At 39.8% G+C, this 25,579-nt stretch carries 26 protein-coding genes; 6 read left to right on the top strand and 20 right to left on the bottom strand.

Annotated features, from left to right (window positions below; genetic code table 11):
• Positions 1-11: 11 nt before the first annotated feature.
• Positions 12-1,130, top strand: coding sequence for a sporulation integral membrane protein YtvI (gene ytvI / locus ACFS5O_RS09390; RefSeq protein WP_205727036.1), 1,119 nt, complete (start codon positions 12-14; stop codon positions 1,128-1,130).
• A gap of 287 nt (positions 1,131-1,417) precedes the next feature.
• Here ytvI and ACFS5O_RS09385 read toward each other — a convergent pair whose 3' ends face one another.
• The 8 genes from ACFS5O_RS09385 to dnaE all read right to left on the bottom strand — a co-directional run bounded on the left by ACFS5O_RS09385 (position 1,418) and on the right by dnaE (position 12,119).
• A complete protein-coding gene (locus tag ACFS5O_RS09385; RefSeq protein ID WP_205727037.1) occupies positions 1,418-1,813 on the bottom strand; it encodes an FxsA family protein in 396 nt (131 codons plus the stop codon).
• Positions 1,814-1,912: 99 nt separating this feature from the next.
• Entirely contained in the window at positions 1,913-3,667 is a 1,755-nt protein-coding gene (gene pyk, locus ACFS5O_RS09380; protein ID WP_205727326.1) for a pyruvate kinase, read from the bottom strand.
• A 91-nt stretch (positions 3,668-3,758) separates the two neighbouring features.
• Positions 3,759-4,718: a 6-phosphofructokinase gene (gene pfkA / locus ACFS5O_RS09375; protein ID WP_144698653.1), complete on the bottom strand. Its 960-nt coding sequence runs from the start codon at positions 4,716-4,718 to the stop codon at positions 3,759-3,761.
• A 118-nt stretch (positions 4,719-4,836) separates the two neighbouring features.
• A complete protein-coding gene (gene accA, locus ACFS5O_RS09370; RefSeq protein WP_205727038.1) occupies positions 4,837-5,814 on the bottom strand; it encodes an acetyl-CoA carboxylase carboxyl transferase subunit alpha in 978 nt (325 codons plus the stop codon).
• Between the two features lie 3 nt (positions 5,815-5,817).
• A complete protein-coding gene (gene accD, locus ACFS5O_RS09365; protein WP_205727039.1) occupies positions 5,818-6,672 on the bottom strand; it encodes an acetyl-CoA carboxylase, carboxyltransferase subunit beta in 855 nt (284 codons plus the stop codon).
• Positions 6,673-6,688: 16 nt separating this feature from the next.
• Entirely contained in the window at positions 6,689-7,339 is a 651-nt protein-coding gene (locus tag ACFS5O_RS09360) for a FadR/GntR family transcriptional regulator (protein WP_205727040.1), read from the bottom strand.
• A gap of 20 nt (positions 7,340-7,359) precedes the next feature.
• The gene (ystJ, locus tag ACFS5O_RS09355; RefSeq protein ID WP_205727041.1) at positions 7,360-8,601 is read right to left on the bottom strand and encodes an NADP-dependent malic enzyme; all 1,242 of its coding nucleotides are present in this window, start codon (positions 8,599-8,601) and stop codon (positions 7,360-7,362) included.
• 113 nt (positions 8,602-8,714) lie between these two features.
• Entirely contained in the window at positions 8,715-12,119 is a 3,405-nt protein-coding gene (dnaE, locus tag ACFS5O_RS09350) for a DNA polymerase III subunit alpha (protein ID WP_318300258.1), read from the bottom strand.
• Positions 12,120-12,259: 140 nt separating this feature from the next.
• Here dnaE and ACFS5O_RS09345 point away from each other — a divergent pair, with 140 nt between their 5' ends.
• The 3 genes from ACFS5O_RS09345 to ACFS5O_RS09335 all read left to right on the top strand — a co-directional run bounded on the left by ACFS5O_RS09345 (position 12,260) and on the right by ACFS5O_RS09335 (position 13,419).
• Positions 12,260-12,592 carry a YtrH family sporulation protein gene (locus tag ACFS5O_RS09345; protein ID WP_066396792.1) on the top strand — a complete coding sequence of 111 codons (333 nt, stop codon included), beginning with the start codon at positions 12,260-12,262 and terminating at the stop codon, positions 12,590-12,592.
• A complete protein-coding gene (ytrI, locus tag ACFS5O_RS09340; protein WP_205727042.1) occupies positions 12,592-13,104 on the top strand; it encodes a sporulation membrane protein YtrI in 513 nt (170 codons plus the stop codon). Before ACFS5O_RS09345 ends, ytrI begins: the two co-directional genes overlap by 1 nt.
• A 129-nt stretch (positions 13,105-13,233) precedes the next feature.
• Entirely contained in the window at positions 13,234-13,419 is a 186-nt protein-coding gene (locus tag ACFS5O_RS09335; protein ID WP_066396796.1) for a YtzJ family protein, read from the top strand.
• 47 nt (positions 13,420-13,466) lie between these two features.
• On the opposite strand, the gene ACFS5O_RS09330 is transcribed toward ACFS5O_RS09335, so the two are convergent.
• Complete coding sequence (locus tag ACFS5O_RS09330; protein ID WP_205727043.1) at positions 13,467-14,414, bottom strand: DHH family phosphoesterase; 948 nt, start codon at positions 14,412-14,414, stop codon at positions 13,467-13,469.
• Positions 14,415-14,499: 85 nt separating this feature from the next.
• Between ACFS5O_RS09330 and ACFS5O_RS09325 the strand changes: the two genes are divergently transcribed.
• Complete coding sequence (locus tag ACFS5O_RS09325; RefSeq protein ID WP_066396800.1) at positions 14,500-14,796, top strand: YtpI family protein; 297 nt, start codon at positions 14,500-14,502, stop codon at positions 14,794-14,796.
• A 40-nt stretch (positions 14,797-14,836) separates the two neighbouring features.
• Here ACFS5O_RS09325 and ACFS5O_RS09320 read toward each other — a convergent pair whose 3' ends face one another.
• From ACFS5O_RS09320 to ACFS5O_RS09290, 7 genes are all read right to left on the bottom strand, one after another.
• The gene (locus tag ACFS5O_RS09320) at positions 14,837-16,153 is read right to left on the bottom strand and encodes a DRTGG domain-containing protein (protein ID WP_205727328.1); all 1,317 of its coding nucleotides are present in this window, start codon (positions 16,151-16,153) and stop codon (positions 14,837-14,839) included.
• Between the two features lie 82 nt (positions 16,154-16,235).
• On the bottom strand, positions 16,236-16,478 hold the full coding sequence (locus tag ACFS5O_RS09315) for a hypothetical protein (RefSeq protein ID WP_205727044.1): 243 nt from the start codon (positions 16,476-16,478) through the stop codon (positions 16,236-16,238).
• A gap of 54 nt (positions 16,479-16,532) precedes the next feature.
• A complete protein-coding gene (locus tag ACFS5O_RS09310; RefSeq protein ID WP_205727045.1) occupies positions 16,533-17,213 on the bottom strand; it encodes a metal-dependent hydrolase in 681 nt (226 codons plus the stop codon).
• Between the two features lie 123 nt (positions 17,214-17,336).
• Complete coding sequence (gene ald, locus ACFS5O_RS09305) at positions 17,337-18,461, bottom strand: alanine dehydrogenase (RefSeq protein ID WP_205727046.1); 1,125 nt, start codon at positions 18,459-18,461, stop codon at positions 17,337-17,339.
• 252 nt (positions 18,462-18,713) lie between these two features.
• Positions 18,714-18,875, bottom strand: a complete 162-nt coding sequence (locus ACFS5O_RS09300; RefSeq protein ID WP_205727047.1) for a hypothetical protein — start codon at positions 18,873-18,875, stop codon at positions 18,714-18,716.
• Positions 18,876-18,944: 69 nt separating this feature from the next.
• Complete coding sequence (argH, locus tag ACFS5O_RS09295) at positions 18,945-20,330, bottom strand: argininosuccinate lyase (protein ID WP_205727048.1); 1,386 nt, start codon at positions 20,328-20,330, stop codon at positions 18,945-18,947.
• The gene (locus ACFS5O_RS09290; RefSeq protein ID WP_066396811.1) at positions 20,327-21,529 is read right to left on the bottom strand and encodes an argininosuccinate synthase; all 1,203 of its coding nucleotides are present in this window, start codon (positions 21,527-21,529) and stop codon (positions 20,327-20,329) included. The genes argH and ACFS5O_RS09290 overlap by 4 nt, the downstream gene beginning before the upstream one ends.
• A gap of 213 nt (positions 21,530-21,742) precedes the next feature.
• Between ACFS5O_RS09290 and ACFS5O_RS09285 the strand changes: the two genes are divergently transcribed.
• Positions 21,743-22,057, top strand: a complete 315-nt coding sequence (locus ACFS5O_RS09285; RefSeq protein ID WP_205727049.1) for a hypothetical protein — start codon at positions 21,743-21,745, stop codon at positions 22,055-22,057.
• Between the two features lie 45 nt (positions 22,058-22,102).
• Here ACFS5O_RS09285 and ACFS5O_RS09280 read toward each other — a convergent pair whose 3' ends face one another.
• The 4 genes from ACFS5O_RS09280 to ACFS5O_RS09265 all read right to left on the bottom strand — a co-directional run bounded on the left by ACFS5O_RS09280 (position 22,103) and on the right by ACFS5O_RS09265 (position 25,531).
• The gene (locus ACFS5O_RS09280) at positions 22,103-22,609 is read right to left on the bottom strand and encodes a MogA/MoaB family molybdenum cofactor biosynthesis protein (RefSeq protein ID WP_205727050.1); all 507 of its coding nucleotides are present in this window, start codon (positions 22,607-22,609) and stop codon (positions 22,103-22,105) included.
• Between the two features lie 18 nt (positions 22,610-22,627).
• Positions 22,628-23,458 (bottom strand): EcsC family protein, encoded by an 831-nt coding sequence (locus tag ACFS5O_RS09275; RefSeq protein ID WP_205727051.1) that lies wholly within the window; start codon positions 23,456-23,458, stop codon positions 22,628-22,630.
• A gap of 75 nt (positions 23,459-23,533) precedes the next feature.
• Positions 23,534-24,196 (bottom strand): GNAT family N-acetyltransferase, encoded by a 663-nt coding sequence (locus tag ACFS5O_RS09270; protein WP_205727052.1) that lies wholly within the window; start codon positions 24,194-24,196, stop codon positions 23,534-23,536.
• A 147-nt stretch (positions 24,197-24,343) separates the two neighbouring features.
• Positions 24,344-25,531: an acetate kinase gene (locus ACFS5O_RS09265; protein ID WP_066396819.1), complete on the bottom strand. Its 1,188-nt coding sequence runs from the start codon at positions 25,529-25,531 to the stop codon at positions 24,344-24,346.
• Positions 25,532-25,579: the final 48 nt, after the last annotated feature.

Genomic DNA, 25,579 nt, shown 5'->3' with positions numbered 1-25,579 from the left:
AGGCGAACAATATGTATGCTGAACTAACTCATCGTTTGTTACGCATAGGATTTATTATATTCCTTGGAATCATCCTTATTTTTTCAGGCTATTATGTTTCAGCTATTCTTTATCCTTTTATAGCTGGCGCGATCATAGCCCTGATGATCAACCCATTTGTAGGCTTTATCGTGAATCGATTTAAAGTGAATCGAGCTCTTGCCGTCGTTCTTTCAATATTAGGCCTTTTAGGTGTAATTGTCTTGTTAATGACCTTGCTCATTCAAGAAATGATGACTGGTTTTGCCTATATCGCACATGAATTGCCTGCTTATATCCAAGAGTTGGTCTTTTATTTTGAAAGGTCATTTAAAACAAACGTACTTCCTTTATATCAAGATCTGCTCTCTATCTACAGCAAGTTAGGAACCAATCAGCAAGAAACGGTTATGGATAATATCGAGAAAATTGGAACCGGAATCACAACAAATGCGTCCAGTATGACACAAGCTTTGATTAATAGTGTCTCTCTAATGATCGTAAGTCTTCCAACTTTTTTAACAGTTTTTATATTTTCACTGCTCGCTGCCTTTTTTATTAGTAAGGATTGGTATCGTCTTACAGGCTTTCTTAACACAATCTTCCCTGAAAAGTTAATCAACACTGTCAAAACGGTATATGTAGAACTCAGAAAAGCTTTATTTGGTTTTTTAAAAGCACAGTTAACCTTGATCTCCATAACAGCATGTATCGTATTAGTCGGCCTCTTGTTGTTGCGGATTGATTATGCAGTTACCATATCTGTACTGATCGGAGCGATTGATCTGCTACCCTACCTTGGGACTGGCGCTGTTTTTCTACCATGGATCGCTTACTGCTTCTTAACAGGAAATTACACACTCACGATTGGTCTATCGATCTTGTATGGTGTTGTTGTGATACAACGACAGATCATGGAACCAAAGCTCCTATCACAAACGATCGGACTTGATCCTTTAGCTACTTTAGTTTCTCTATTTGCTGGGTTCCAGCTTCTAGGGTTTATCGGCCTTATCGTAGGACCTGTTATCTTAGTTGTGATTCGTGCCCTATATGAAGCGAAATTCTTTCATGAGATCTATCAATTTGTTATGAAGCCTATACACAAATAAAAAGAACGGATGCTAAAAGTAAGCATCGTTCTTTTTGTTATGTTTTCGTATGCATTGGTGCTTCTGAAAGTAGTTGATTTCCATTACAGGTTGCTCGCTTTCCGCGGGGCAGGCGGTGAGCCCCTTGCCGCTTTGCGCCCTTAAGTGTCTCACCTGACCGCTTGTCCCGCAGGAGTCTCACACCTTACATTCCAATCAACAATCATAGATGGAAGTTAAAAGACTTATGAGTAACAATCTTTGATAAAACAACCTTATATGATTTGCTCTGTCAGTAACTAGTGACTCTACCTTCTTTTACTGAAATAAAACTGTCCTGATTGCATCTTTTGGAAGAGTTTTGCTTTCATCCACAACTTCACTGGTTTTCTTAGTGGAGGGATAAGTAAGAAGAAACCTAGAATGTCAGTTAGAAATCCAGGAGCTAAGAGGAATGCACCACCGACTAGAATACATGCGCCATCAAGAACTGCCTCTCCTGGCATCTGACCGCTCTCAAGCTGCATCTTCACACGTTGTAGCGTCTGTAGTCCCTCTTTTTTTGCTAGATAAGCACCTAATATACCCGTGAAAAATATTCCAGCAATCGTTGCAGGAATGCCTATATATTGTCCAGCCAATATAAAGAGTCCTACTTCAATGGCAGGAATAAGAATAAAGATCGGTAATAGCTTACGGAACAATTAAACCACCGCTTTCGTTAAACATGTAATAAGGATCAAGCCTATTCCATTTTTTACGAATCAAAAAAGAGAAGGTTTCACCCTTCTCTTTTCGTATCATTAGATAACGTTCTTTCTTCCATCATAGATATATCCAACAGAAGCATCGATCGTGATTTCTTGTCCATCTTTAAAGATCTCAGTTGCATTTTGTAAACCAACGATAACCGGAATACTTAGTGATACTCCACACACAGCAGCATGGCTTGTTAATCCGCCTTCTTCTGTAATAACAGCAGATGCTTTTTCAAATGCACCAATCATATCACGGTCCGTTCCTACTGTTACAAGAATTGCACCTTCAGTCATCTTATCCATCGCTTCTTGAGCTGTTTTAGCTACAACAACTTTTCCTGAAGCAGAAGATTGTCCGATTCCTTGAGCTTTAGCAAGCACATCACCAATGATGTGGACCTTCATTAAGTTAGTAGATCCTGATTCACCAACTGGTACACCTGCTGTGATCACAACAAGGTTTCCGTGTTGAACAGCTTCTGCTTTAAGCGCTGAATCAATTGCAATTTGGAACATTTCATCTGTTGTTCCAGCTTTTTCACCTTTAACTGGTGTTACTCCCCAAACAAGTGCAAGCTTACGACAAACATCTTCGTTGCTTGTTACCGCGATAATAGGAGCTTTTGGACGATATTTTGAAATCATGCGAGCTGTTTGGCCTTTTTCAGTCGCTGTAATAACTGCATCTGCATCAAGGTTAAGAGCTGTAAAGGAAACAGATTGAGAAATCGCATCTGTAATCGTCGTTTTGCTTTCTTTGCTTCTTGAAGATAATAATGTCTTATAGTTCAATGAGCTTTCCGCACGACTTGCAATCTTATGCATGGTAAGAACCGCTTCAACTGGATAGTTACCAGCAGCTGTTTCACCTGATAGCATGATTGCATCAGTTCCGTCGAAGATCGCGTTTGCTACGTCACTCGCTTCAGCACGCGTTGGGCGCGGGTTACGTTGCATAGAATCTAACATTTGAGTCGCTGTAATGACTGGCTTTCCAAGCTCGTTACACTTCTTGATCAGCATCTTTTGTACAAGAGGTACTTCTTCAGCCGGGATTTCAACACCAAGGTCACCACGCGCTACCATCAGACCGTCAGAAACAGCAAGGATCTCATCGATATTGTCTACACCTTCTTGGTTCTCAATTTTCGGGATAATTTGAATATGATTTGCATTGTGTCGATCTAAGATCTCACGAATTTCAAGAACATCTGTTGCACGACGTACGAATGAAGCTGCAATAAAATCTACACCTTGTTCAATACCAAACTCGATATCTTTTGCATCTTTGTCTGTGATACCAGGAAGTTTCACGCTTACGTTAGGTACGTTAACACCTTTTTTGTTCTTTAATGTACCAGAGTTTAAGATTTTTGTAGTCAATTCTTTTTCGCCGATCGCTGTTACTTCAAGTTCGATCAGTCCGTCATCAAGAAGGATTCTTGATCCCACATGTACGTCTTCAACAAGACCTGGATAGGTTACAGAGATCTTTTTGTCGTTACCCACTACTTCTTCCATAGAAACGATCAATTCGTTTCCAGCTACAAGTTCTGCAACTCCACCTTCTAATGTTTGAGTGCGGATTTCAGGTCCTTTCGTATCTAAAAGGATTGCAACTGTTTTTCCAAGCTCTTTCGATGCTTTACGAATGTTGATGATTCGTTGACCATGCTCATCAAAATCACCGTGGGAGAAATTAAGGCGGGAAACGTTCATCCCAGCATTCATTAGTTCTTTTAACTTATCAATACTTTCGCTTGCCGGTCCTATCGTACAAACGATTTTTGTTTTGCGCATCATGTAAATGGCCTCCTGGTTTTCTTTTTTCGCAGAAAGGCATCGTAAGGTATCTGCAGTCAAACTGCAGCCGTACGATGCATTAAGCAGATTATATGGATAATTCTTGTGATAATTTATACATTTGCTTATCTATTGAATGTTTTCTAGATAAAACTTCTGTAATGTCATAATCAACAAGTTTGTTATTTTCAATACCTACTGTACGTCCAGCTTTACCTTCTAATAAGAGTTCAACCGCTTGCGCACCAAGACGGCTTGCTAGTACACGGTCAAAAGCTGTAGGGGAACCACCACGTTGAATGTGACCCAAAACCGTAACCCTTGTTTCGAAGTCTGTAAGCCTTTCGATCTCTTTAGCAACATCAACGCCGCTTCCACAACCTTCAGCTACAATTATGATACTGTGTTTCTTACCACGCTCGTGTCCTCGCTGAAGCTTTTGTACGACTTGATCCATCTTGTGGTCTTCTTCTGGAATAAGAATCGTCTCAGCACCATCTGCAAGTCCAGCCCATAGAGCTAAATCACCAGCGTCACGTCCCATTACTTCAATGATATAAGTTCGCTCATGTGAGGTAGCAGTGTCACGGATCTTATCGATTGCATCGATAATCGTATTTAATGCTGTATCAAAACCAATCGTGAAGTCTGTACCCGGAATGTCATTGTCGATTGTTCCAGGAACACCAATCGTTGGATAACCTTGTTCAGATAATTTCTTAGCACCTTGGAAAGAACCGTCTCCACCAATAACGACTAATCCTTCAATACCAAATTTCTTTAACTGTTCAATACCTTTTTGTTGGCCTTCTGGTGTTTTGAACTCTAAACAACGTGCTGAATGAAGCATTGTGCCTCCACGATGTATAATATCTCCAACAGATCCTAATTCTAGTTTTTTAATATTCCCCGAAATTAGTCCTGCATAACCATTGTATATCCCATAAACTTCTAAGTCATGGTAGATTCCTTTTCGAACAACCGCCCGAATCGCAGCGTTCATGCCTGGTGAATCGCCACCACTTGTTAGAACTCCTATCCGCTTCATGAAACCTTTCACCTCTCTAGTTCTCTCGTCTTATTAAAATATCATGTTCAAATGTTGAACACAATAGACAACAATAGGCAAAAAAATGCGCCTTTCTACAAGAAGAAAGGCACATTCCCTATTTAACAACAATGGAATCGTTTACAAACCCAAATTGTCCGATTTTTTTATATTTTTCATAGCGTTGATTTATGAGCTCTTCTTCAGACATCGAGAGTAAAGAATTTAAAGAAGTTTCCAAAACCTGGTCGATTAATTCCGCTTGATGCTTCGGGTCTTTATGTGCTCCGCCCTTCACTTCTTCAATAATCTCATCAATAATCCCTAACTCTTTTAAGTCTGGAGCAGTAATTCTCATAGATTCTGCTGCTTTTTTTGCCATAGAAGCATCTTTCCAAAGAATGGCAGCTGCTCCTTCTGGAGAAATGACGGAATACGTGGAATTCTCGAGCATGTGTACGTAATTTCCTACACCTAAAGCTAATGCTCCACCGCTTCCACCTTCTCCGATCACAACACAAATAACAGGAACTGTTAAACCAGCCATCTCAACTAGGTTACGAGCGATCGCCTCACTCTGTCCTCTTTCTTCAGCTGCTTTTCCTGGATATGCTCCCTTTGTATCAATAAAGCAGATAATAGGTCTATTAAATTTCTCTGCTTGTTTCATAAGACGTAGTGCCTTGCGATAGCCTTCTGGATGAGGCATACCGAAGTTGCGACGAAGATTTTCTTTCGTATCCTTTCCTCTTTGGTGTCCGATAATCGTAATAGGGAGGTCCTTATAAAAAGCGACTCCTCCAACGATTGCTTCATCGTCACCAAAAAGACGGTCTCCATGTAATTCAATGAAATCCGTAAAAAGGTAGTTAATATAATCAAGGGTAGTTGGGCGTTCAGCATGTCTGGCAATCTGAACACGATCCCACGGCTTCATCTCTGAGTACGTACTGTTTTCAAGGTTAGACAATTTATCTTCTAGCCTCTTGATCTCGTCTGTTAAGTCAATATCTTTTTCATCCATAAAAGACTTAAGCTCTGCGATCTTTTTCTCTAGTTCGTGTATCGGTCTTTCAAATTCTAGTTCTGCTGCCATGCTTTACACCCTCCCTTCTGTATGCATCTTTACTAATGTACTCAATGTTTTCTTCATTTCACTTCTATGAACCACTTTATCTAACTGTCCATGTTTTAATAGAAACTCTGCCGTTTGAAAATCTTCGGGTAACTCTTGGCGAATCGTTTGTTCTATGATTCTTCTACCGGCAAACCCAATCAATGCTTTTGGCTCAGCAAAATTGTAATCACCTACAGATGCGAAACTTGCAGAAACGCCACCTGTCGTTGGGTGTGTCATGATAGAGATAAACAACAATCCTTTGTCACTCAGTCGTTTGAGAGCTACACTCGTTTTAGCCATCTGCATCAAGCTTAATACACCTTCTTGCATTCTAGCTCCACCTGATGCTGTAAAGATAATAAACGGTGTTTCTTTATCGATCGCGTGCTCGATCGCTCGTGTGATCTTCTCACCTACAACAGAACCCATACTCCCCATTCTAAAGCGAGAATCCATAACAGCTAGTGTTACATCACGGCCATCTATCTGACCAGCACCCGTAACAACAGCTTCATTTATTTTAGTTTTCTTTCGGTCACCCTCAAGCTTTTCAACATAATCAGGAAACTCTAGTGGATTTCCAGAAATCATATCTGCATCATATTCTGTAAAGGTTCCTTCATCAATCAGAGCCGCTATTCGTTCTTGTGATGACATGGGATAATGGTATTGACAGCCTTGACAGACAAGTAAGTTCTTTCTTAGCTCTTTTGTTACCATGATGTGCTTGCACTCAGGACATTTACTCATAATTCCTTCTGGAACGTCTTGTTTTACTTTACCAGTTGGTATCGTGGCATATTTTTTCTTTTTTACAAACAATCCTTTAATCATAAATGAATAACACCACCTATTCGATTGCGTTTAGAACATCGTTTTGTTTTGATAACAAACTCGTCAGCTTCACAGCATCTTTTTGTTGAAGAAGTGACAAAACTTCCTCACAAAATGCTTGTGACCAATACGAATTTGCTCGTTGCAATGAAGACCCATAACCTGTTAGTTCTACATATAAACGATAAAGAAGATGATTGCCGCATGCTTGTATTACAATTTTTTCAAATTGTTTGCAAGCTCTATGAACTTGCTCTTGTTCGTCCGTATCCATCTGTTTAATAAGACTTGTTAGTTTAGAGATAGTAGCAGATTCAGCTCTACGTACAGCAAGCTCCACACAGTCTTTAATAACAATATGTCTTGTTTCCTGAAGATCGTTTCTAGCTTTATTATCATTTAAGATGAACGAAGCTAGCACTTCAACGAGCCGGTGTCCTGTTGCTTCACGAATAAAGGTCCCTTCGCCTCTCCTTGTCTCAATCAGACCTAGAAGTTCAAGAGATCGCAGTGCTTCACGGACAGATGATCTTCCAACCTTCAGGCGGTCACTCAGCTCCCTTTCAGAGGGAAGCTTATCACCCGCTTGAAGACCGTCCTCCACGATAATAGCTTTGATTTGTTTAAGAATTTCTATATATACTTTTTCGGTAGGCTGGACAGACATTCCTCTCTCCTCTACCGGTTTCATTCATCTTTTCCGATAATAGCTAATTTCTTAGTCTTTTCAGCGATGTCTTCAGGATTCACACGAAGTCTTGCAACGCCTGTTTCCATAGCGGCAGTCGCTACAGCTGCAGCAACAGCAGGTGCTACACGCGGATCGAATGGTGCAGGAATTACATAATCCGCTGTCAATTCAACTGGGTTCACAAGGTTTGCGATCGCATGTACCGCTGCGATCTTCATTTCCTCATTGATGTGTGTTGCACGAACATCAAGAGCACCACGGAAAATACCTGGAAAAGCTAACACGTTATTTACTTGGTTAGGGAAATCAGAACGTCCTGTTCCAATGACCATTGCACCTGCTTCACGCGCTTCATGAGGCATGATCTCTGGGTTCGGGTTAGCCATAGCAAAGATGATCGGTTCAGGATTCATGGACTCTACCATTGATTTTGTTAAAGAACCTTCTACTGAAACGCCTACAAAAACATCAGAACCACTGATTACGTCAGCGAGTGTTCCTTCTTGTTTCGTACGGTTCGTAAAGTTTGCAACTTCTTTTTTCACAGAGTTCATTCCGAATGGACGACCTTCATAGATCGCACCTTTCGTGTCGCACATGATGATATCTTTCACACCAAAACGGTCTAGCAATTTAATGATCGCGATTCCAGCTGCTCCAGCTCCGTTAACAACGACCTTAATCTTAGACATCTCACGGCCTGTTAATTTCAGCGCATTCACAAGACCTGCTAGCGTCACAATAGCTGTACCATGCTGATCATCATGGAAGATCGGAATATTCGTTTCTTTCTTTAAACGCTCTTCGACTACGAAACAATTTGGTGCAGCAATATCCTCTAAGTTCACACCACCAAATGTAGGTTCAAGCAATTTCACCGTTTCGACGATCTTGTCCACATCTGTCGTATTCAAGCAGATCGGGAACGCATCAACTCCAGCAAAACTCTTAAATAGTACTGCCTTTCCTTCCATGACTGGAAGTGCAGCTTCTGGCCCAATATTCCCCAGACCCAATACAGCTGTTCCATCAGAAACAACAGCTACTGTGTTACCCTTCATCGTATAATCATAGACTTTCGTTTTGTCATCATAAATATCTTTACACGGCTCTGCCACACCAGGAGAATACGCTAAGCTTAAATCTTTCGCGTTACGTACAGGTACCTTTGATTTTGATTCTAATTTCCCTTGATGTGTGCGGTGCATGTGTAGTGCTTCTTCTCTTAATGTAGACATTTTTTCATCTCCTAATGATTTTAAATTTAAGGTTGATGAGCCAATTAGGAGGTGGTCAGACCACTGTTATTGACTCATTCATTATAACAAAAGTTAACAAGCTGTAAAGGTTTTTAATTTCTTCTAAATACGACATTACCCTCACCAATAACAGATTGCAATTCTAATAACAAGTTTTCAGAAACATTTACTTTTTGTGAAATCTGGACCTTTTGTCTATTCTCTTCATAGATCAAAACAACAGATGTAGATCCTTTTGAATCGTCAAAAATGGTCTTCAGCGCATCCAGATGCTGAGGTGATTGATGATCTTTATCTATTTTAATAAAAAGAGTGGGGTGCTCATTTGACTTTAAGTCTTGAAGCAGTCTGCATTTATTCACAAGAATCTGCAGAGTCTCGTTACGATGCTCCACACTTCCCTCAATAAACAATTGTTGTCCTTTCTGAAGAAGAGAATGGTTCGCTTCATAAACTTTCGGAAAAGCCACAGCTTCTATCTCACCACTTTCATCACTGATCGTCAGAAACGCCATGAGTTCTCCTTTTTTTGTTTTTATCGCTCGTACTTTGTCCACTAAAACCCCTAAACGGACAGATGATTTTTTTTCTTTTAACTCATCGATGTGAACCGCTTTCCAGCTGCTTAAGGTCGTTCGATATCGTTGCAGAGGATGTGAAGAAAAGAAAAAACCAAGAGCTTCTTTTTCAAACTTAAGTTTTTCGCTTTCTTGAAAAGGTTGAACAGAAACATAGGAAGGTTTAGGTAGATTAATATCATCATCAAAAAGATACATTTGATTCTTTCGTGAGATTTCCTGAAACTCTTCTCCATACTCAATCGCAGTTTCTAATGAAGCTAGCAACACCGCTCTATCTTGTCCCAATTCATCCAAAGCCCCTGCAAATATTAATGATTCGAGTGTTCGTTTGTTCACAACTTTCTGAGGACAGCGTGAACAGATATCGAACAGATCGAGAAATGTTTCTTTTTCGTTCTCTGTCATTAACATCCTTATTGCATTGTAGCCTACGTTTTTTATTGCCAATAAACCAAATGTGATAGTAGATCCGTTTGAAATAAAAATTTCGCTGCCCTTTTTTATGGATGGTGGAAGGACTGGGATTCCTCTTTGCTCTGATTCTTTTATATATTGATTCACTTTATCATGATTGCCAATAACGCTCGAAAGTAGAGCCGCCATAAAGTAGGCAGGATAGTTCGCCTTTAAAAAGGCAAGTTGATAAGCGATCACACTGTATGCAACAGCATGGCTTCTCGGGAATCCATAATCGGCAAAACGCACGATCAAATCGTATAACGCATCAGCAGATTTTTCATCATATCCCTGCTTTAAACACCCAGCAACAAAATGTTGTCGCTCACGTAACAGAATATCCCTTTTCTTCTTTCCTACTGCTCTTCTCAGCAAATCTGCCTCTCCTAGGGTGAAACCAGCGGCTTTTGTTGCAATCTGCATGATCTGTTCTTGATAGACGATCACACCGTAAGTTGATTGTAAAATCGGTTCCAAGTCAGGGTGCATGTAGTGCACAGTCTTCTCGCGGTGTTTGCCTGCGATATAATCAGGAATATTCTGCATCGGGCCTGGTCGATATAGCGCATTGACAGCTACAATATCTTCAAACTCCGTTGGTTTAAGCTGCTGAAGAACTTTTCTCATCCCGTCAGACTCAAGCTGAAACACCCCAGTCGTATCTCCTTTTGCAAGAAGCTCAAATGTTTTGGCGTCGTTGAATGGAATATCATTCAGACTAATCTTCACATTTTCATGTTCTTCAATCGCCCATAAGATGTTTTCAATAAGCGATAGGTTTCGCAAGCCCAAAAAGTCCATCTTCAACAGTCCTGCAGCTTCAAGCCACTCCATACTATATTGTGTAAGAGGTATGCCGTCATGCCCCGTCTGTAACGGTACTTTTTGAACAAGTGGTGCTCCCGACAAGACTACCCCTGCGGCATGGGTCGATGCGTGCCTCGGTAAACCCTCAAGTGTCATCGCGATCTCAACGAGCTTTCTCACATCAGATTCTGTTTTGTACGCCTGTTGGAGGCCAGCTGATTCTTTCAATGCAGTTTCCAACGTGATTCCGGGTCTAGATGGAACATTCTTTGCAGTAAGATCAATAAGTGCTGGAGCAAAATCCATTACTCTACCCGCATCCCTTATCGCTGCTCTTGCAGCTAATGTCCCAAATGTTATGATCTGTGCGACATAATCTGTACCATACTTACGCGCTACATAACTTAGCACTTCGTCACGACGGTTATCTGGAAAGTCAATATCAATATCCGGCATCGTGATCCGTTCAGGGTTTAAGAAGCGCTCAAAGATCAATTGATGGTGAATAGGATCAACATTCGTAATCTTTAAGACATAAGCGACTAGTGAACCTGCTGCAGAACCTCTTCCTGGTCCTGTAATCATCTTTTCGTCGTGTGCAAATTTCATAAAATCCCAAACGATCAAGAAATAATCTTCAAAGTTCATGTTCTTAATAATGTTAAGTTCATAGGTTAATCGTTCTTTAATTTCAGGTGTTATTGTTTCGTACCGTTTCAAAAGTCCATCATTGCAAAGCTCAGTCAAATATTCATAGCTGTTCTTATTGTCAGGCACAGGATATTTGGGCAGAGCAATGTTACCAAGATCAAGCTGTAGTGAACACCTTTCTGCCAGTTTGGTTGTTTCATCTAATGCATCTTTCGCATGGGAAAATTGACGTTCTATTTCTGATGGGGATTTAAAATAATACTCATCGGTCTGCAGTTTAAATCGATCACGATTATTTTTCTTCTCACCTTGCTTGATGCAAAGCAGGATATCATGTGCGTCTGCATCCTCTCTTTTCATATAATACGTTTCATGCATACAAACGAGAGGGATGAGATATTTCCTTGAAAGGTTGTGCAATTGGAGATTTACCGTTTTCTCTATACCTGTTTCGTGATCTTCTAATCCAAGGTAAAAGCGATTTTTGAAGCACTTTTTATAGAATTGAAGCAATCGATCTAATGTTTGGTCATCAAGGTTTTCACGTGTAAGAAACTGCTGAATCTCACCCTCTATTCCTGACGAAACAGCTATAAGGCCGTCAGCATGATTTGAGATTTCTTCATAAGAAAGAGATGAAACTTCTCCGTCTAGCTTTGTTTGCATAAGCGTCGTTAGTTTCAATAAATTTTCATAGCCTTCTACGTTCATTGCATATAAAAGAAGTTTATGGTTTGAACTGATCTTCTCTTTTGTATCTGTTTGATTTCTTCCAACTTCTGCTTCCAGACCAATGATAGGTTTGATGCCAGCTTTTACACATGTTGTATAAAATTTAAGTGCACCATACATATTTGATTTATCTGTTAATGCTAACGAAGTATATCCAAGCTCTTTTGCATATTGAACAAGCTCTTCGATTCGACAAGAGCTTTCAAGAAGCGAGTATTCACTATGTATATGCAAGGGGACAAATCCCATACCGTCACTTCCTTTACGCACCTGTTTGCCTTCCATTATAGTACAAAAGTTCGCATGTGTTAATGAAACAGTTATGAATAACGAGCGATTATTCATTTTTTCTCAAATAAGCATACACCCCACGTATTTTCCATACATTGATTAAGAGGGGAGGTTGTCTCATGGTACGTGAATTTTTTGCGAATATTATATTGGATTTTGCTATAGCTTTCGGTGTATTGTTAGGCGGTGCTTTAATTGGCGGTCTTGCCGCTTTTCTCGTAGGAAAAGCACCAATCTTAGAGATGATGGAACTTGCAAAAAGGCTTAAAATATGGGCAATCGTCGCTGCGATCGGCGGTACGTTCGATACGATCACAAATTTTGAGCGAAGTTTTGAAAACGGCGCTACTATAGAGATATTTAAACAATTAACGTATATTTTTGTTGCGATTGCTGGTGCTAATTCTGCTATGCAGCTGATTCAATGGCTTAGCCAGGAGAACATCAACTGATGAGGATCCCACCGCTATATCAACGAAAAGGCTACCAGCGTTTTTTTGCTGGGATAGCGATTGGATTTATTATCGGCTGGGCTTTTTTTTTAATACAAGGCGGCTTGGCTCACGAAAGGCTTGTTGTTAAAATTAAGAAACAACAAGTCCAAATAAATGATCTAAAAAAAAAGAACGAGATCTTAACCTCGGATGATGAAAAAACAAACAAAGAACTTGCTAAGAAGTTTAAACTTCATGAAGTGAATGCTAGGTTTACAAACCAAGATTCTTCAAAATTATCAAACTTAACCAGATTGCACTTAGCAAAAGCAGTCGAAGACGACCTAGAGCATCTTATAGGAGAAGATACAGAAACACTTGCTAAGAGCCATTCCCTACTTGTACAAGCTATTGAAAATAAAACGTACCGACTCGATGACGATGAGCAAACTTATGAAGTAAAGATCGATCATTTGTATTTATATACGGGAGTTCTTCGAATCTATATCTCAGCAAAGATCAGTGAATGATTATGCATGAATAATGGTCGAAATATTACGTTTTTATGAATCTTTGGGCAAAGAAATGGCAATCCCTCCTTCATTTGTATAAAATATGTGTAAAGAATAATTCAAGAGTGATTATTGGGGGGAAACTACATGATTATTAATCGAAAAGAACTTGCCCGTGAAAAGGTAAAGGAATTACAGAATGGATTTTCTGCTTTTGCAGAAACGAAAGAAGTAGCAGATCTAATCAAGAGAGAGCTTGCAAAACTAAACTTAAAAGTGCATGAAGATGTAACCGATGTTGGCTCTTGGTTTATCCCTGAAAAAGCTAACTAAATACATTTCATGCTAAAGCATAAAAAGGCCCCCCGATGAGGCCTTTTTTATTTGGATTTATATTCTTTACAGAGGTTCCGAAGTTCAGCTAGCACAGACTTCGTTTCATCTTTCGAATATACTGTTGCACCTGATGCTCTCGGATGGCCGCCTCCGTTAAATTTGGCTGCGATCTTATTGACAACAGGACCTTTCGAACGTAATCTCACTCTGATTTGATCTGGTTCATCCACAAAAAACACCCACGCCAATAAGCCCTCAACATGTGAAAAAGAATTTACTAAAAGTGATGCTTCACCAGGAGTTGTCCCGAACTCTTTTAAGGTATCTTTCGTTAAATGGATATATCCTACACAATTGTCTACAATCGAAAAGTTTTGAAGAACGTATCCGTTCAACCTAACAAGCTTCTCAGATATCTTATATAGATTTTCATGAATTTCTGATGGTGAGAATCCTGTCTCTAATAACGCTGCTGTATAATGATGTGTTTTTTGGGTCGTGTTTGAAAATAAAAAGCGACCCGTGTCACCAATAATACCCGCATAGATCAGTCTTGCTGCCTGTTTATCAAGTTTTAGTCCAGACGTTGATCCGAAAAGATAAAGATCCATAATCATCTCCGAAGTTGAACTTGCTTCCGTATCCACCCAGATTAAATCTCCATAAGGATCTTCATTAGGATGATGATCGATTTTAATAACAAAATCTCCTAGTGAATACCGATGATCACTGATTCGAGGTGAGTTTGCAGTATCGCAAATGATAACTAAAGCCCCTTTGTAAACATCATCTTCTATAACATCCATTGTGTTCAGAAAAGTGAGACCCGCTTCCTCTTCTCCTACAACATAAACCTTTTTTTGAGGATAGCTTGCCTTGATGATCGCAGAAAGCCCACCTTGTGATCCAAGTGCATCCGGGTCTGGTCTGACATGTCGATGAATAATTATCTTTTCATACTGTTCAATTCTTTGTAAGATTTGTTCTTTCATAGCAGACTCCTTTTAGATGTCGTTGTGGCAATTATAGTTTTAAACGTTTACAATATAGTGGAGTAAATACGTGGGGGAATTTTCAATGCCTATTTTTATTATCCTAATTATACTTTCTTTTGCTCTTTATGTGTTCTATAAAGTCTCTGAAGTGCGGGCAAAAGAACCATTCTTAAAGCGCTGGACAGGCACAAAAGCAAAAATGGCACTCGGTTCATTCTTAGCTTCTTTCGGTCTGAACGAACTCACTGCTGTTGAAGGACGCGTTCAGCTTTGGGTCGCACTTATCTTTTTAATCTATGGAATTGTTCTGTTAATCATGAATTATAAGATGTACAAGCATTTTCTAACACTTGCACGTGAAGAAGCACAGAAAAATTAAATACGTATGGATAAAAAGTCCCTGCAGGAGGGACTTTTTTTTATGAACGATGATCAAGAAGCTGTGCCATCATCATAGCTTTTCCAACAATCTTTCCATCATGATGGATCTCCACATCTACTTTTCCAAATTTACGGCTCACTTCAAGCACTCTTGGGATCAGTTCGATATCACTATCAATCTGTACAGGCTTAATATAATAAAACGTAACATTTTCCACAACGAGGTCACCTTTTTTAATTTTTCTTAGTGCTTTTCGCGCAGTTTCTGTCACGAGCGTCATTAAGACACCGTATGAAACGGTTCCAAGATGATTCGTCATCTGTGGCGTAATCTTACAAAAGTACGTCGTCTCATTATCTACCTTTTGCTCTTTTAACTCTGTTGTTATAAGATCATCAAATGTAGCACCCACTTGAGGCTGCTTTTGCATCATCTGCATCGCTTTTAACACATCTTGTCTTGTTAAAATTCCGATCAGTTTATGAGAAGTTCCGATAACAGGAAGTAGTTCGATCCCTTCCCAGATCATCATATGAGCACATGCTGCAACAGATGTTTTTTCCGTAACGGTTAAAGGTGCACGAGTCATCACCTTTTCAACCTGCATGGAAACAGGAACCCCTATAATATCTTTAGAAGTGACTACACCAGTGACGCGATTACCTTGATCTACTACCGGATAACGACTATGCATGGTTTGTTGATTCAATTCGTGCCAACGCTGCACTTTATCATGTTGATAAAGATAATGTGTCTCGTCGATCGGTATTAAAATATCGGATGCTAAAACGATATCTTTCTTGATCAGACGGTCATGAATCGCTTTATTAATCATTGTAGCAACAGTAAAGGTATCGTAGCTTGTCGAGATAACAGGAAGTTCAAGCTCGTCAGCGAGTCGCTTCACTTCTTCCTCTGTATCAAAGCCACCTGTCACTAAGATTGCACTTCCTGCTTTAAGACCAAGTTCATGGGCGTTCACACGGTTACCAACAATCAATAGACTTCCTGCATCAACATAACGCATCATCGCTTCTAGTTTCATGGCTCCGATGACAAATTTGTGCAATGTTTTATGAAGACCAGCGCGCCCGCCAAGTACTTGTCCTTCAACAATATTAACTACTTCAGCAAACGTTAACTTTTCAATGTTACTCTTTGCTTGCCTCTCAATACGTATCGTACCAACACGTTCGATCGTGCTTACGATTCCTTGATTTTCAGCTTCTTTTATCGCTCGATAAGCTGTTCCTTCACTAACGGTCAGATCTTTTGCTATTTGCCGAACGGAGATTTTTGATCCGACATCAAGGTCCAAAATATGCTGCAGTATTTGTTCATGCTTCGTTAGCATTACATTCACCGTTCCTTCTACCTGTATCTATCTGTTTTATAACTTTGACTAATACAGATTATACAGGCATTAGAACAGAAACTCAACTTTCCATGTGTATCCTTTTTTTCATTTTTGAATCTGGTGTCACATTCTGCTTTTTGACAGCCCTTTTCTCTGCCGTATCTTTCTTAAACAATAGGCTTACTAAAAGCATACCTGCAAAACCCAGCCACGCTGCTGAGAAAAGTTGTTGCAGCAATGGACCTTCAAACGATAGTACAGGTATGGCTACATAGAAAAGTACCATCAACATTAATACTTTTGCCATTCTTTCTTGTCTCATAAAAACAACCTCCCTTACTATCATCAATATGCATAGAAAGGGAGGTTAGAATCATTATACGCTTATACTTTCGCCGCTTTTAAGCACTTTTCCTTTGTTTCCAAGTTTGGATGTGAACGAGGTTTCTGGATCCTGTTCGATCACAGGAAACGTATTGTAATGGATTGGAACGGTTACCTTAGCACCAACCCACTCTGCTGCGATTAATGCATCTTCAGGTCCCATTGTAAAATTATCACCAATAGGCAAGAAAGCAATATCTGGTTTCGCAAACTCTCCAATTAATTTCATATCTGAGAATAGAGCTGTATCTCCTGCATGGTATAGTGTTTTCCCACTTTGTGAGAACAAGATTCCTGCTGGCATTCCGGTATATACAACAGTTCCATCTTCTTGTGAATAACTTGATCCATGAAAGGCTTGAGTGAATTTTACTTTTCCAAAATCAAATGTGCGGCTACCTCCTATATGCATAGGATGTGCCTCTACTCCGAGTGTTTGTAAGTATTCCGCAAGTTCAAATGGCGCTACGACCAAGCTGTTATTTGCCTTTGCAATCTCAACCGTGTCTCCTACGTGGTCATTATGACCGTGTGTTAATAGAATCACATCGGCTTTTACGTCCTTAACATCGATCTTAGCTTGTCCATTTCCGTTAATAAAAGGGTCAATCCAAATGGAATGTTGCTCTGTTTGAATTTCAAGTACAGAATGTCCGTGGTATGTCACTTTCATAATTGCATGTTCCCTCCTCAGATTAAACGCTGAAATACCTTACTAATGTTACATACCCTATTATAGAACAGAAAAAAAGTCCGATTCCAGAGAAAAGGAATGCGAACTTTTTCTTAGTATGATCTATTTGTTTGATTTTAGGATGGATACGGCATCTTTATAGTCTAGTTGATGCGATTCAGCTACCGCTTTGTATGTTACGAAACCATCTAATGTATTGATCCCTTTTAGTAGAGCTTCATTATCTAAACACGCTTGAACATAACCTTTGTTGGCGATTTGAAGAGCATAAGGTACCGTTACGTTAGTCAGGCCGATCGTTGAAGTTCTCGGAACAGCGCCTGGCATGTTAGCTACTGCATAATGAAGTACACCATGCTTTTCGTATGTTGGATTATCATGAGTCGTGATGCGGTCAACCGTTTCAAAGATTCCACCTTGATCAATAGCAACATCCACGATGACAGAGCCTGGCTGCATGCCTTTAATCATTTCTTCGGTCACAAGCTTAGGTGCCCTTGCCCCCGGAATTAAAACAGCTCCAATAACTAATGCTGATTCTTGAACGGCAAGAGCGATATTGAGTGGATTCGATATGAGGGTGTTGATCTCAACGCCGAAGATATCATCAAGCTGACGAAGACGTTCTGGATTTAAATCAATAATCGTGACATCTGCTCCAAGACCCATAGCGATTTTAGCGGCATTCGTCCCAACTACTCCGCCTCCGATAACCGTTACTTTCCCACGTCTTACACCAGGTATTCCACTTAAGAGGATGCCAAGACCGCCTTTTGGCTTTTCTAAAAATTGAGCACCGATCTGCGCCGACATTCTTCCTGCCACTTCACTCATCGGTGTAAGTAGTGGAAGTGTACCGTTCGGCAACTGAACCGTTTCGTAAGCAATTCCAACTACTTTATTATCAGTTAATGCTTTCGTAAGTTCGGGCTCGGGTGCAAGATGTAAATAAGTGAACAGAATTAAGCCTTCTCGGAAAAAACAGTACTCCTCAGGTAGCGGTTCTTTTACTTTCATGACCATCTCCATCGACCATGCCTGAGTTGGTGTTTCTACGATCACACCACCAGCACTTTCGTATTCTTCATCTGTAAATCCTGATCCGATTCCAGCACCTTTTTGGATAAAGACTTCATGACCAGATGCCACTAGATTCAATACGCCTGCTGGTGTCATCGCTACACGATTTTCATTATTTTTTATTTCAGTTGGTACTCCTATTTTCATGTTGTACCCTCCCTTAATTCACATGGAAATTTTTTCATGATTCTATAGTTAACATACCACCAAAAATTCAAAATAAAAAGTTGAATTTCATTAGAATATGAATATAGTCAAGACAGCTTTAAGTTGCCCTAAAAGGAAAAGGAACATTCTAATTTTTGGACTTATGAAAAATACTGCCTATGTTCGCAATTGTAATAACTTTTTTAGAACAAAAAAGGATAGCCTCTGTAATAGAGCTACCCTAATCTTGTGTCATGAAAGACTTTCTTCTTCATCAAGTTTTGTTCTTTGCTGTCCTTGATCTACTTTATCAACAATACCGCTTTGATACGATTCTGTTATTTGCTGATGAACAGTCATCTCACCTTCAGCATCATATTCAAGCTGCTGATTGGGACGCTTTTCTTTTTCCATCTTTACTTTCCTCCTTCAAATGCAAGACTTTAACCATAGTTTTTGTCTCACAAGGAAAGTTCATTTGAGCTAATTATTGGAAACAGCCATTTTTGATTGTGCTGCATCAATCTGTTGACGAACCGCTTCAAAGCCCGTTCCACCTTCAGAATTTCGTCTTTCTACTGCTGTTTTTGGAGATAGCGCGTCAAATAGATCCTGTTCAACGAGCGGACACCATTCCTGATATTCATCCAGAGACACATCAAGAAGGTAGCAGCCTTTTTGAATGCATTGAAGAACCATCTGACCCACTAATTCATGTGCTTCTCGAAACGGGATTCCTTTTTTTGCTAGGTAATCTGCAAGCTCTGTAGCATTAGAAAAGTCTTGATGAACGGCCTTATTCATCTTATCCACATGAATTTTCACTTCGTTCATCATACCTGTCATGATGCTTAAACATCCTTTAACCGTTTTTACTGTATCAAAAACGGGTTCTTTGTCTTCCTGCATGTCTTTGTTGTATGCAAGTGGCAACCCCTTCATTAAGGTAAGCAGGGAGATCAAAGAGCCATATACTCTCCCGCTTTTCCCTCGAATTAGTTCAGCCATATCAGGGTTCTTTTTTTGCGGCATCATAGAGCTGCCTGTAGTGAAGCTATCACTGATCTCAATAAACCCGAATTCTTCAGAAGACCAAAGAATCAGTTCTTCACAAAAACGAGACAGGTGCATCATGATCATAGAAGCATTGCTACAGCATTCAATTGCAAAATCTCGATCACTTACAGCGTCTAAGCTGTTGAGATACTTATTTGCGAATCCAAGCTCGTTCATCGTGATGTTACGGTCGATATCAAACGTCGTTCCCGCTAGAGCTCCAGCACCAAGAGGCATGATATCACTGCGCTTTAGACTATCTTGAAGTCTTCCTTTGTCACGATCCAGCATCCAAAAATAGGCCAAAAGATGATGAGCAAATGAAACGGGCTGAGCACGCTGAAGATGCGTATACCCAGGGATGATCGTTTCTACATGTTCTTCAGCAAGATTCAACAATGATTTTTGCAATTCTTCAATATGAGCAATGATCAATAATGTCTCTTCTTTCACATAAAGATGAAAATCTGTTGCCACTTGATCATTTCGACTTCTTGCTGTATGAAGCTTTCCGCCGTCCGGTCCAATTTTGTCTGTTAATAATTTCTCAAGGTTCAGATGAATATCTTCGTATTTAACGGAATACGTAAGTTCCCCTTCTTCCACTTCTGAATGAAGTGAAAGTAAACCATTCTTAATGTTTTCGTAGGAACTCTCGTCAATTATCTTACATTGAAATAACATCTTGGCATGAGCCAAACTTCCTTTAATGTCTTGACTGGCCAACTGCTGATCAAAAGAGATGGATGCTCCAAACTCATCTACCCATTCTTCAGGCTGTTTTGAGAAACGTCCTCCCCATAACTTTTTCACACTTTCACCTCATTTTTTTGAACCATGCTGCTAACTTTTGTAGGAAGTCCCCACAATGAGATGAATCCTTTCGCAGCTGTATGATCAAAAGCATCATCTGCTGTATAAGTGGCTAGTTTCTCGTCATAAAGGGAGAATGGTGATTTTCTTCCTTCAACGATCGCATGACCTTTAAAGAATTTAACACGTACTGTTCCTGTTACATGTTTTTGCGTTTCATCTAAAAAGGCTTTTAATGATGCCTGTAGCGGTGAGAACCATAAACCTTCATAAATCAGTTCAGTCATCTTCTTCTCAATGATCGGTTTAAAGTGAGCGACTTCTTTAACCAATGTAAGATCTTCAAGTTCTTTATGTGCTTTAATAAGCGTTGTTGCGGCTGGACACTCGTATACTTCACGGGATTTTATTCCTACTAATCTATTTTCAACATGGTCGATTCGTCCAACACCATGTGCGCCTCCCCATTCGTTCAACTGATTAATCAGAACATCTAGAGAAACATACTGACCATTCAGTGATACCGGGATGCCTTGTTCGAATCCGATTTCTACGATCTGGGGTTCATTTGGCGTATCCTCAAGAGCAACAGTCATTTCATATGCTTCTTCTGGTGGTGCAGCCCAAGGATCTTCCAAGATGCCACATTCATTGCTTCTTCCCCATAAATTTTGATCGATAGAGAACGGGTTTTCCTTTTTAATGGGAACAGGAATATCATGTTCTTTCGCATACTGAATCTCTTCTTCACGTGACCAGCTCCATTCACGAACAGGTGCTAGAACTTCAAGTTCAGGAGCGAGTGCCGCAACTGAAACTTCAAAACGAACCTGGTCGTTCCCTTTTCCTGTGCAGCCATGAGCAACCGCTGTAGCTCCAACTTTTTTAGCAGTTTCTACTAATTTTTTTGCGATCAATGGTCTACTTAATGCAGAGATGAGTGGATATTTCCCTTCATACAATGCATGTGATTGTAACGCTACTAATGCATATTCATCAGCGTATTCCTTTTGAACATCAAGTACGATCGATTCAGATGCTCCGATTGATAACGCCTTTGATTGTATAAAAGGAAGGTCCTTTCCTTCACCTACATCCAAGCATAATGCAATAACTTCGTATCCTTTATCCGCTAGCCACGGAATCGCAACAGACGTATCTAATCCTCCAGAATAAGCTAAAACGACCTTTTTCCCCATATGAAATCTCTCCTTTTGTTATAGCCAAAAATGAATATTTACTTATTTTTATACATTTTTGTTTATAAAAATACCATTTATGATAGTTCATACTATAACAAAAACTTTAACGGAATTGCAAGGTTATTCTTTAAAATGAATAAAAATAACATTGAACTTTTATCTACCATCCCACTCCACCCTTTTGTACAATAGAGTTAGAGGTGATTTCAATTGCAGGATGACTTTGTTTGGGATGAAAGACTCGGAATATTAGTTCCTAATTTATATAAATCGTGGGAAAAGTACGATACATCCACGCAAGAAGCGATTATGTTGCATTGGGAAAAGATTAGAGGAAGAATTCCAGATCGAATCGGAGAGATCGAAGAGACCATTAACGAGTTGCAAGACCAACTATCAACGGAAGAACGTTTTGAGGTCTCTTGCGAACTGAACAACAAAATCGCGAGCCTCGCTTCTGTCATCAATGATCTTTGGCTATGGTACAGATTAAACCAAAGTATTACATCCAAGGCTCATGATTAATTGGGAGTCTTCACATAAAAATAAAGAGGATGCAAATGCATCCTCTTATTTTTTCAACTGTTGAACAACATGTGACAGCTCGGGTATGATCAATTTTTCCATGCCCAGTTTTACAGCACCTGAAGAACCAGGAAGCGCAAATATCGCTGTCCTATTCTTAACCCCAGCAGCTGCTCTGCTCAGCATCGCACCAGAGCCGATGTCTTCTGTATAACTTAACATGCGAAATAGTTCACCAAAACCAGAGATCTCTTTATCAAACAGAGGCATTAATGCTTCTATTGTTACATCCCTAGAAGCGATTCCTGTCCCTCCGTTAAAAAGGACCACATCAATGTCTTCATTCTGTATGCCATATTGCATAGCCTCTTGTATGGATTTAATCTCATCTTTAACTATTTTGTACATAACAACTTTATGATTATTCTTTTCTAAGAAAGCATGTATCAACTTGCCGCTTTTATCTGTTTCTTCATTACGCGTATCACTAACGGTTACAATCATGCATCTAACGACTTGTGGTGCTTGAGCTTTATGTTCTTTTACACTCATGGAAGTAACACCTTTTTCTTAATATTTTTCGAAAAGATATCTTTTTTGATAAAACTTGTGTGCAATCTCTGTTATTTTTCTCGATTGTTGATAGTTCATGAAAGCACCGAGTGCCATTCCGAAAATCGGCAATCCTTGAGTTAGTTTCTTACGAAGAAGAAGAATCGCCATCATCTTCACAGCTTGCTGTATCGGATGTGACATCCATGACACATCTGCGATCACATCTTTTCCCGCATAAAAAATCGGATCTTCTTCCTCCCTGATCTCAACCATCAGCTCGTCCCATTTTTCCTGTTGAAACCGCTTCGGCATCGTTGCTGCATGATACACCTTTAATGACCGCATCATCTCTGCAGGTCTTTGGATATCATAGCCATAGTGCATCGCGATAGATTGCACAGAACGGATTCCAAGAGCAACCATTGCAGGCAGGTCTGTTCCTAAGAAGAGAAGTCCTCCTGTCCCTGCAAGGCCACCTTGCGAAAAAGACAAGAGCCTGTTTCTTGCGATCTGCTGGTCTGCCATATACGATAACTGATCGATCGAGCACTTTTTTAAATCTTCAATTTCATAGATATCGTCTCTAAAAACTCTTGCTTCAGACAATAATCGTTGCTTCGTGTCCATTTGAAATTGTGAATTTTGTATAAGAGCATGAATGTGAAACAGAGCAGAATCCACATATTCACCGACTGTCTCTTGTACCTCTTTCGGGAGGAGGTCCATCTGCCTTGTTGCCCACCTTTCATAAGTACGTCCAAAGTCTGTTGGTTCATATGTAAAAAAATCTTCTTCCCACGCCATAATCTCTTGCCAGATCTGTTCCTCACGCGCTGTTAATGCCATACATATCCTCCTTAAAACCTTTTAAATAGTGTAGTATAAATCACTTCTAAAGTAAAAATTCTATAATGAGCAAACTTATCGAAATGGATTTCTCCATTCCATCAGTAACGCATAGTTAGACGATTCTTCGTCCTCTATATAATTCGGGATAAGTATCAGCGGATTTCTTCCACACCGCAAAAGAAAGGAGATGACAGGATCATATAGCTCTCCGCTAATCACTTTGTCAGCATACTCTTCGGGAGTAAGATCATGTGAATGCTTTGAAAATCCCGGCATCCTACCTCCACCTAACAATCTTTGCAAATTAAGGTGGATGACTGTTTCGTACAAAGATTGCATAAGAAGCTTGCCTAAATTTAATTTTCGATATGATGGTCTTATACAAATATCTACAACATACAGTGTATTTCCGTTTTTATCATGATTGGTGATGTAGCCGTTACTCGTTATTTCTTCCCACGTATGTTGCGGATATTCCCTATCATCATCCACGAGTAAACTTGTTATCGATCCAGCTATGACTCCATCGATTTCTACACAGAGAGCTCCATCTGGAAAAAGCGTGATATGGTTGAGTAACTGTTTTTCATTCCATAATAATTCTGACGGAAACGGAGGAGGAAAGCTTTCTTTTTGAATGGATTGGAGTTCAGCAAAATCGTTTTTTTCATAATTTCGAACGACAGCATTTACATTTTGATTCTTCATGTAAAGATATTGTTCTTTTATGTACATGTTTCGGCCTCCATCTTTAAAAAGGTGATCGCTAATTTTTTACTCATAAGATGGTTTACGCTAAACACCTCCATATTCCTCCTTTCAACTGCATATCTAAACATAAAAAAACAGCCTTTTCCAAAAGGAAAAGACTGCCTTTATCATTTACATCGCATAGCGCATTGTATCACGCGCGATCATCACTTCTTCATTTGTAGGAATGACGATTACTTTTACAGGAGAGTGAGGATAGCTAATGAATGCCTCTTTACCACGAACTTGGTTTAGAGCAGGATCCCAATATACTCCCATGAACTCTAAACCACGAAGTACGCGCTCACGAACAGCCGTACTGTTCTCACCGATACCAGCAGTAAAGATGATCGCGTCGATGCCAGCCATTCTCGCTGCATAAGATCCAATGTATTTATGGATACGGCTAGCAAAAACTTCTAAAGCAAGTTCAGCACGTTCATTCCCTTTTTCTGCTTCACTTTCAATATCGCGAAGGTCAGAAGAGAATCCTGAAACACCAAGCATTCCACTCTTATTGTTCAATACATTGATTACTTCTTCAGCACTTTGACCTGTCTTTTGCATGATGTAAGGAATGAGAGACGGGTCAATGTTACCAGAACGCGTTCCCATTGTAACACCTGCTAAAGGTGTGAATCCCATAGAAGTATCAATTGATTTTCCGCCTTCGATCGCTGCAATACTTGCACCGTTACCTAAGTGGCATGATAAAAGACGAAGCTGTTCAACCGGACGTCCAAGAAGCTCGGCAGCTCTCTCTGAAACATACTTATGACTTGTTCCGTGGAAACCGTATTTACGAATGCCGTACTCTTCATAATACTCGTAAGGAAGGCTGTATAAGAATGATTTTTCAGGCATGGACTGGTGGAAAGCAGTATCAAAAACAGCAACTGCAGGTACGTTAGGCAGTACATTTTTGAAGGCTTTGATTCCAACAACATTTGCTGGGTTGTGTAATGGCGCAAGATAAGAAATCTCTTCAATTTCATGTAGAATCTCATCTGTGATTAAAACTGAGTCGTTAAACTTTTCTCCACCATGCACAACACGATGACCGATTCCCTCGATCTCTTCTAGAGAAGAAATGATGTTGTGTTTTACTAATTTATCTAAAAGCATAGATACTGCTTCTGAATGATCTTGAATATCTTTAATTTCTTTTACTTTTTCACCATCAACTTCGATCGTGAAAACTGAGTCATTTAATCCGATACGTTCTACAAGTCCTTTAGTCAGTACTACTTCTTCAGGCATTTGAAGCAACTGAAATTTCAAGGACGAGCTTCCGGCGTTAATTGCAATAATTTTAGCCAAAATAGCCATCTCCTTCATATTCAATGAAATTATAGGATATGAACTCCC

Origin of the sequence: Fictibacillus nanhaiensis (assembly GCF_042686385.1) — a bacterium.
Lineage (GTDB): Bacteria > Bacillota > Bacilli > Bacillales > Fictibacillaceae > Fictibacillus > Fictibacillus nanhaiensis.
This window is presented reverse-complemented; position numbering and strand designations above follow the sequence as displayed.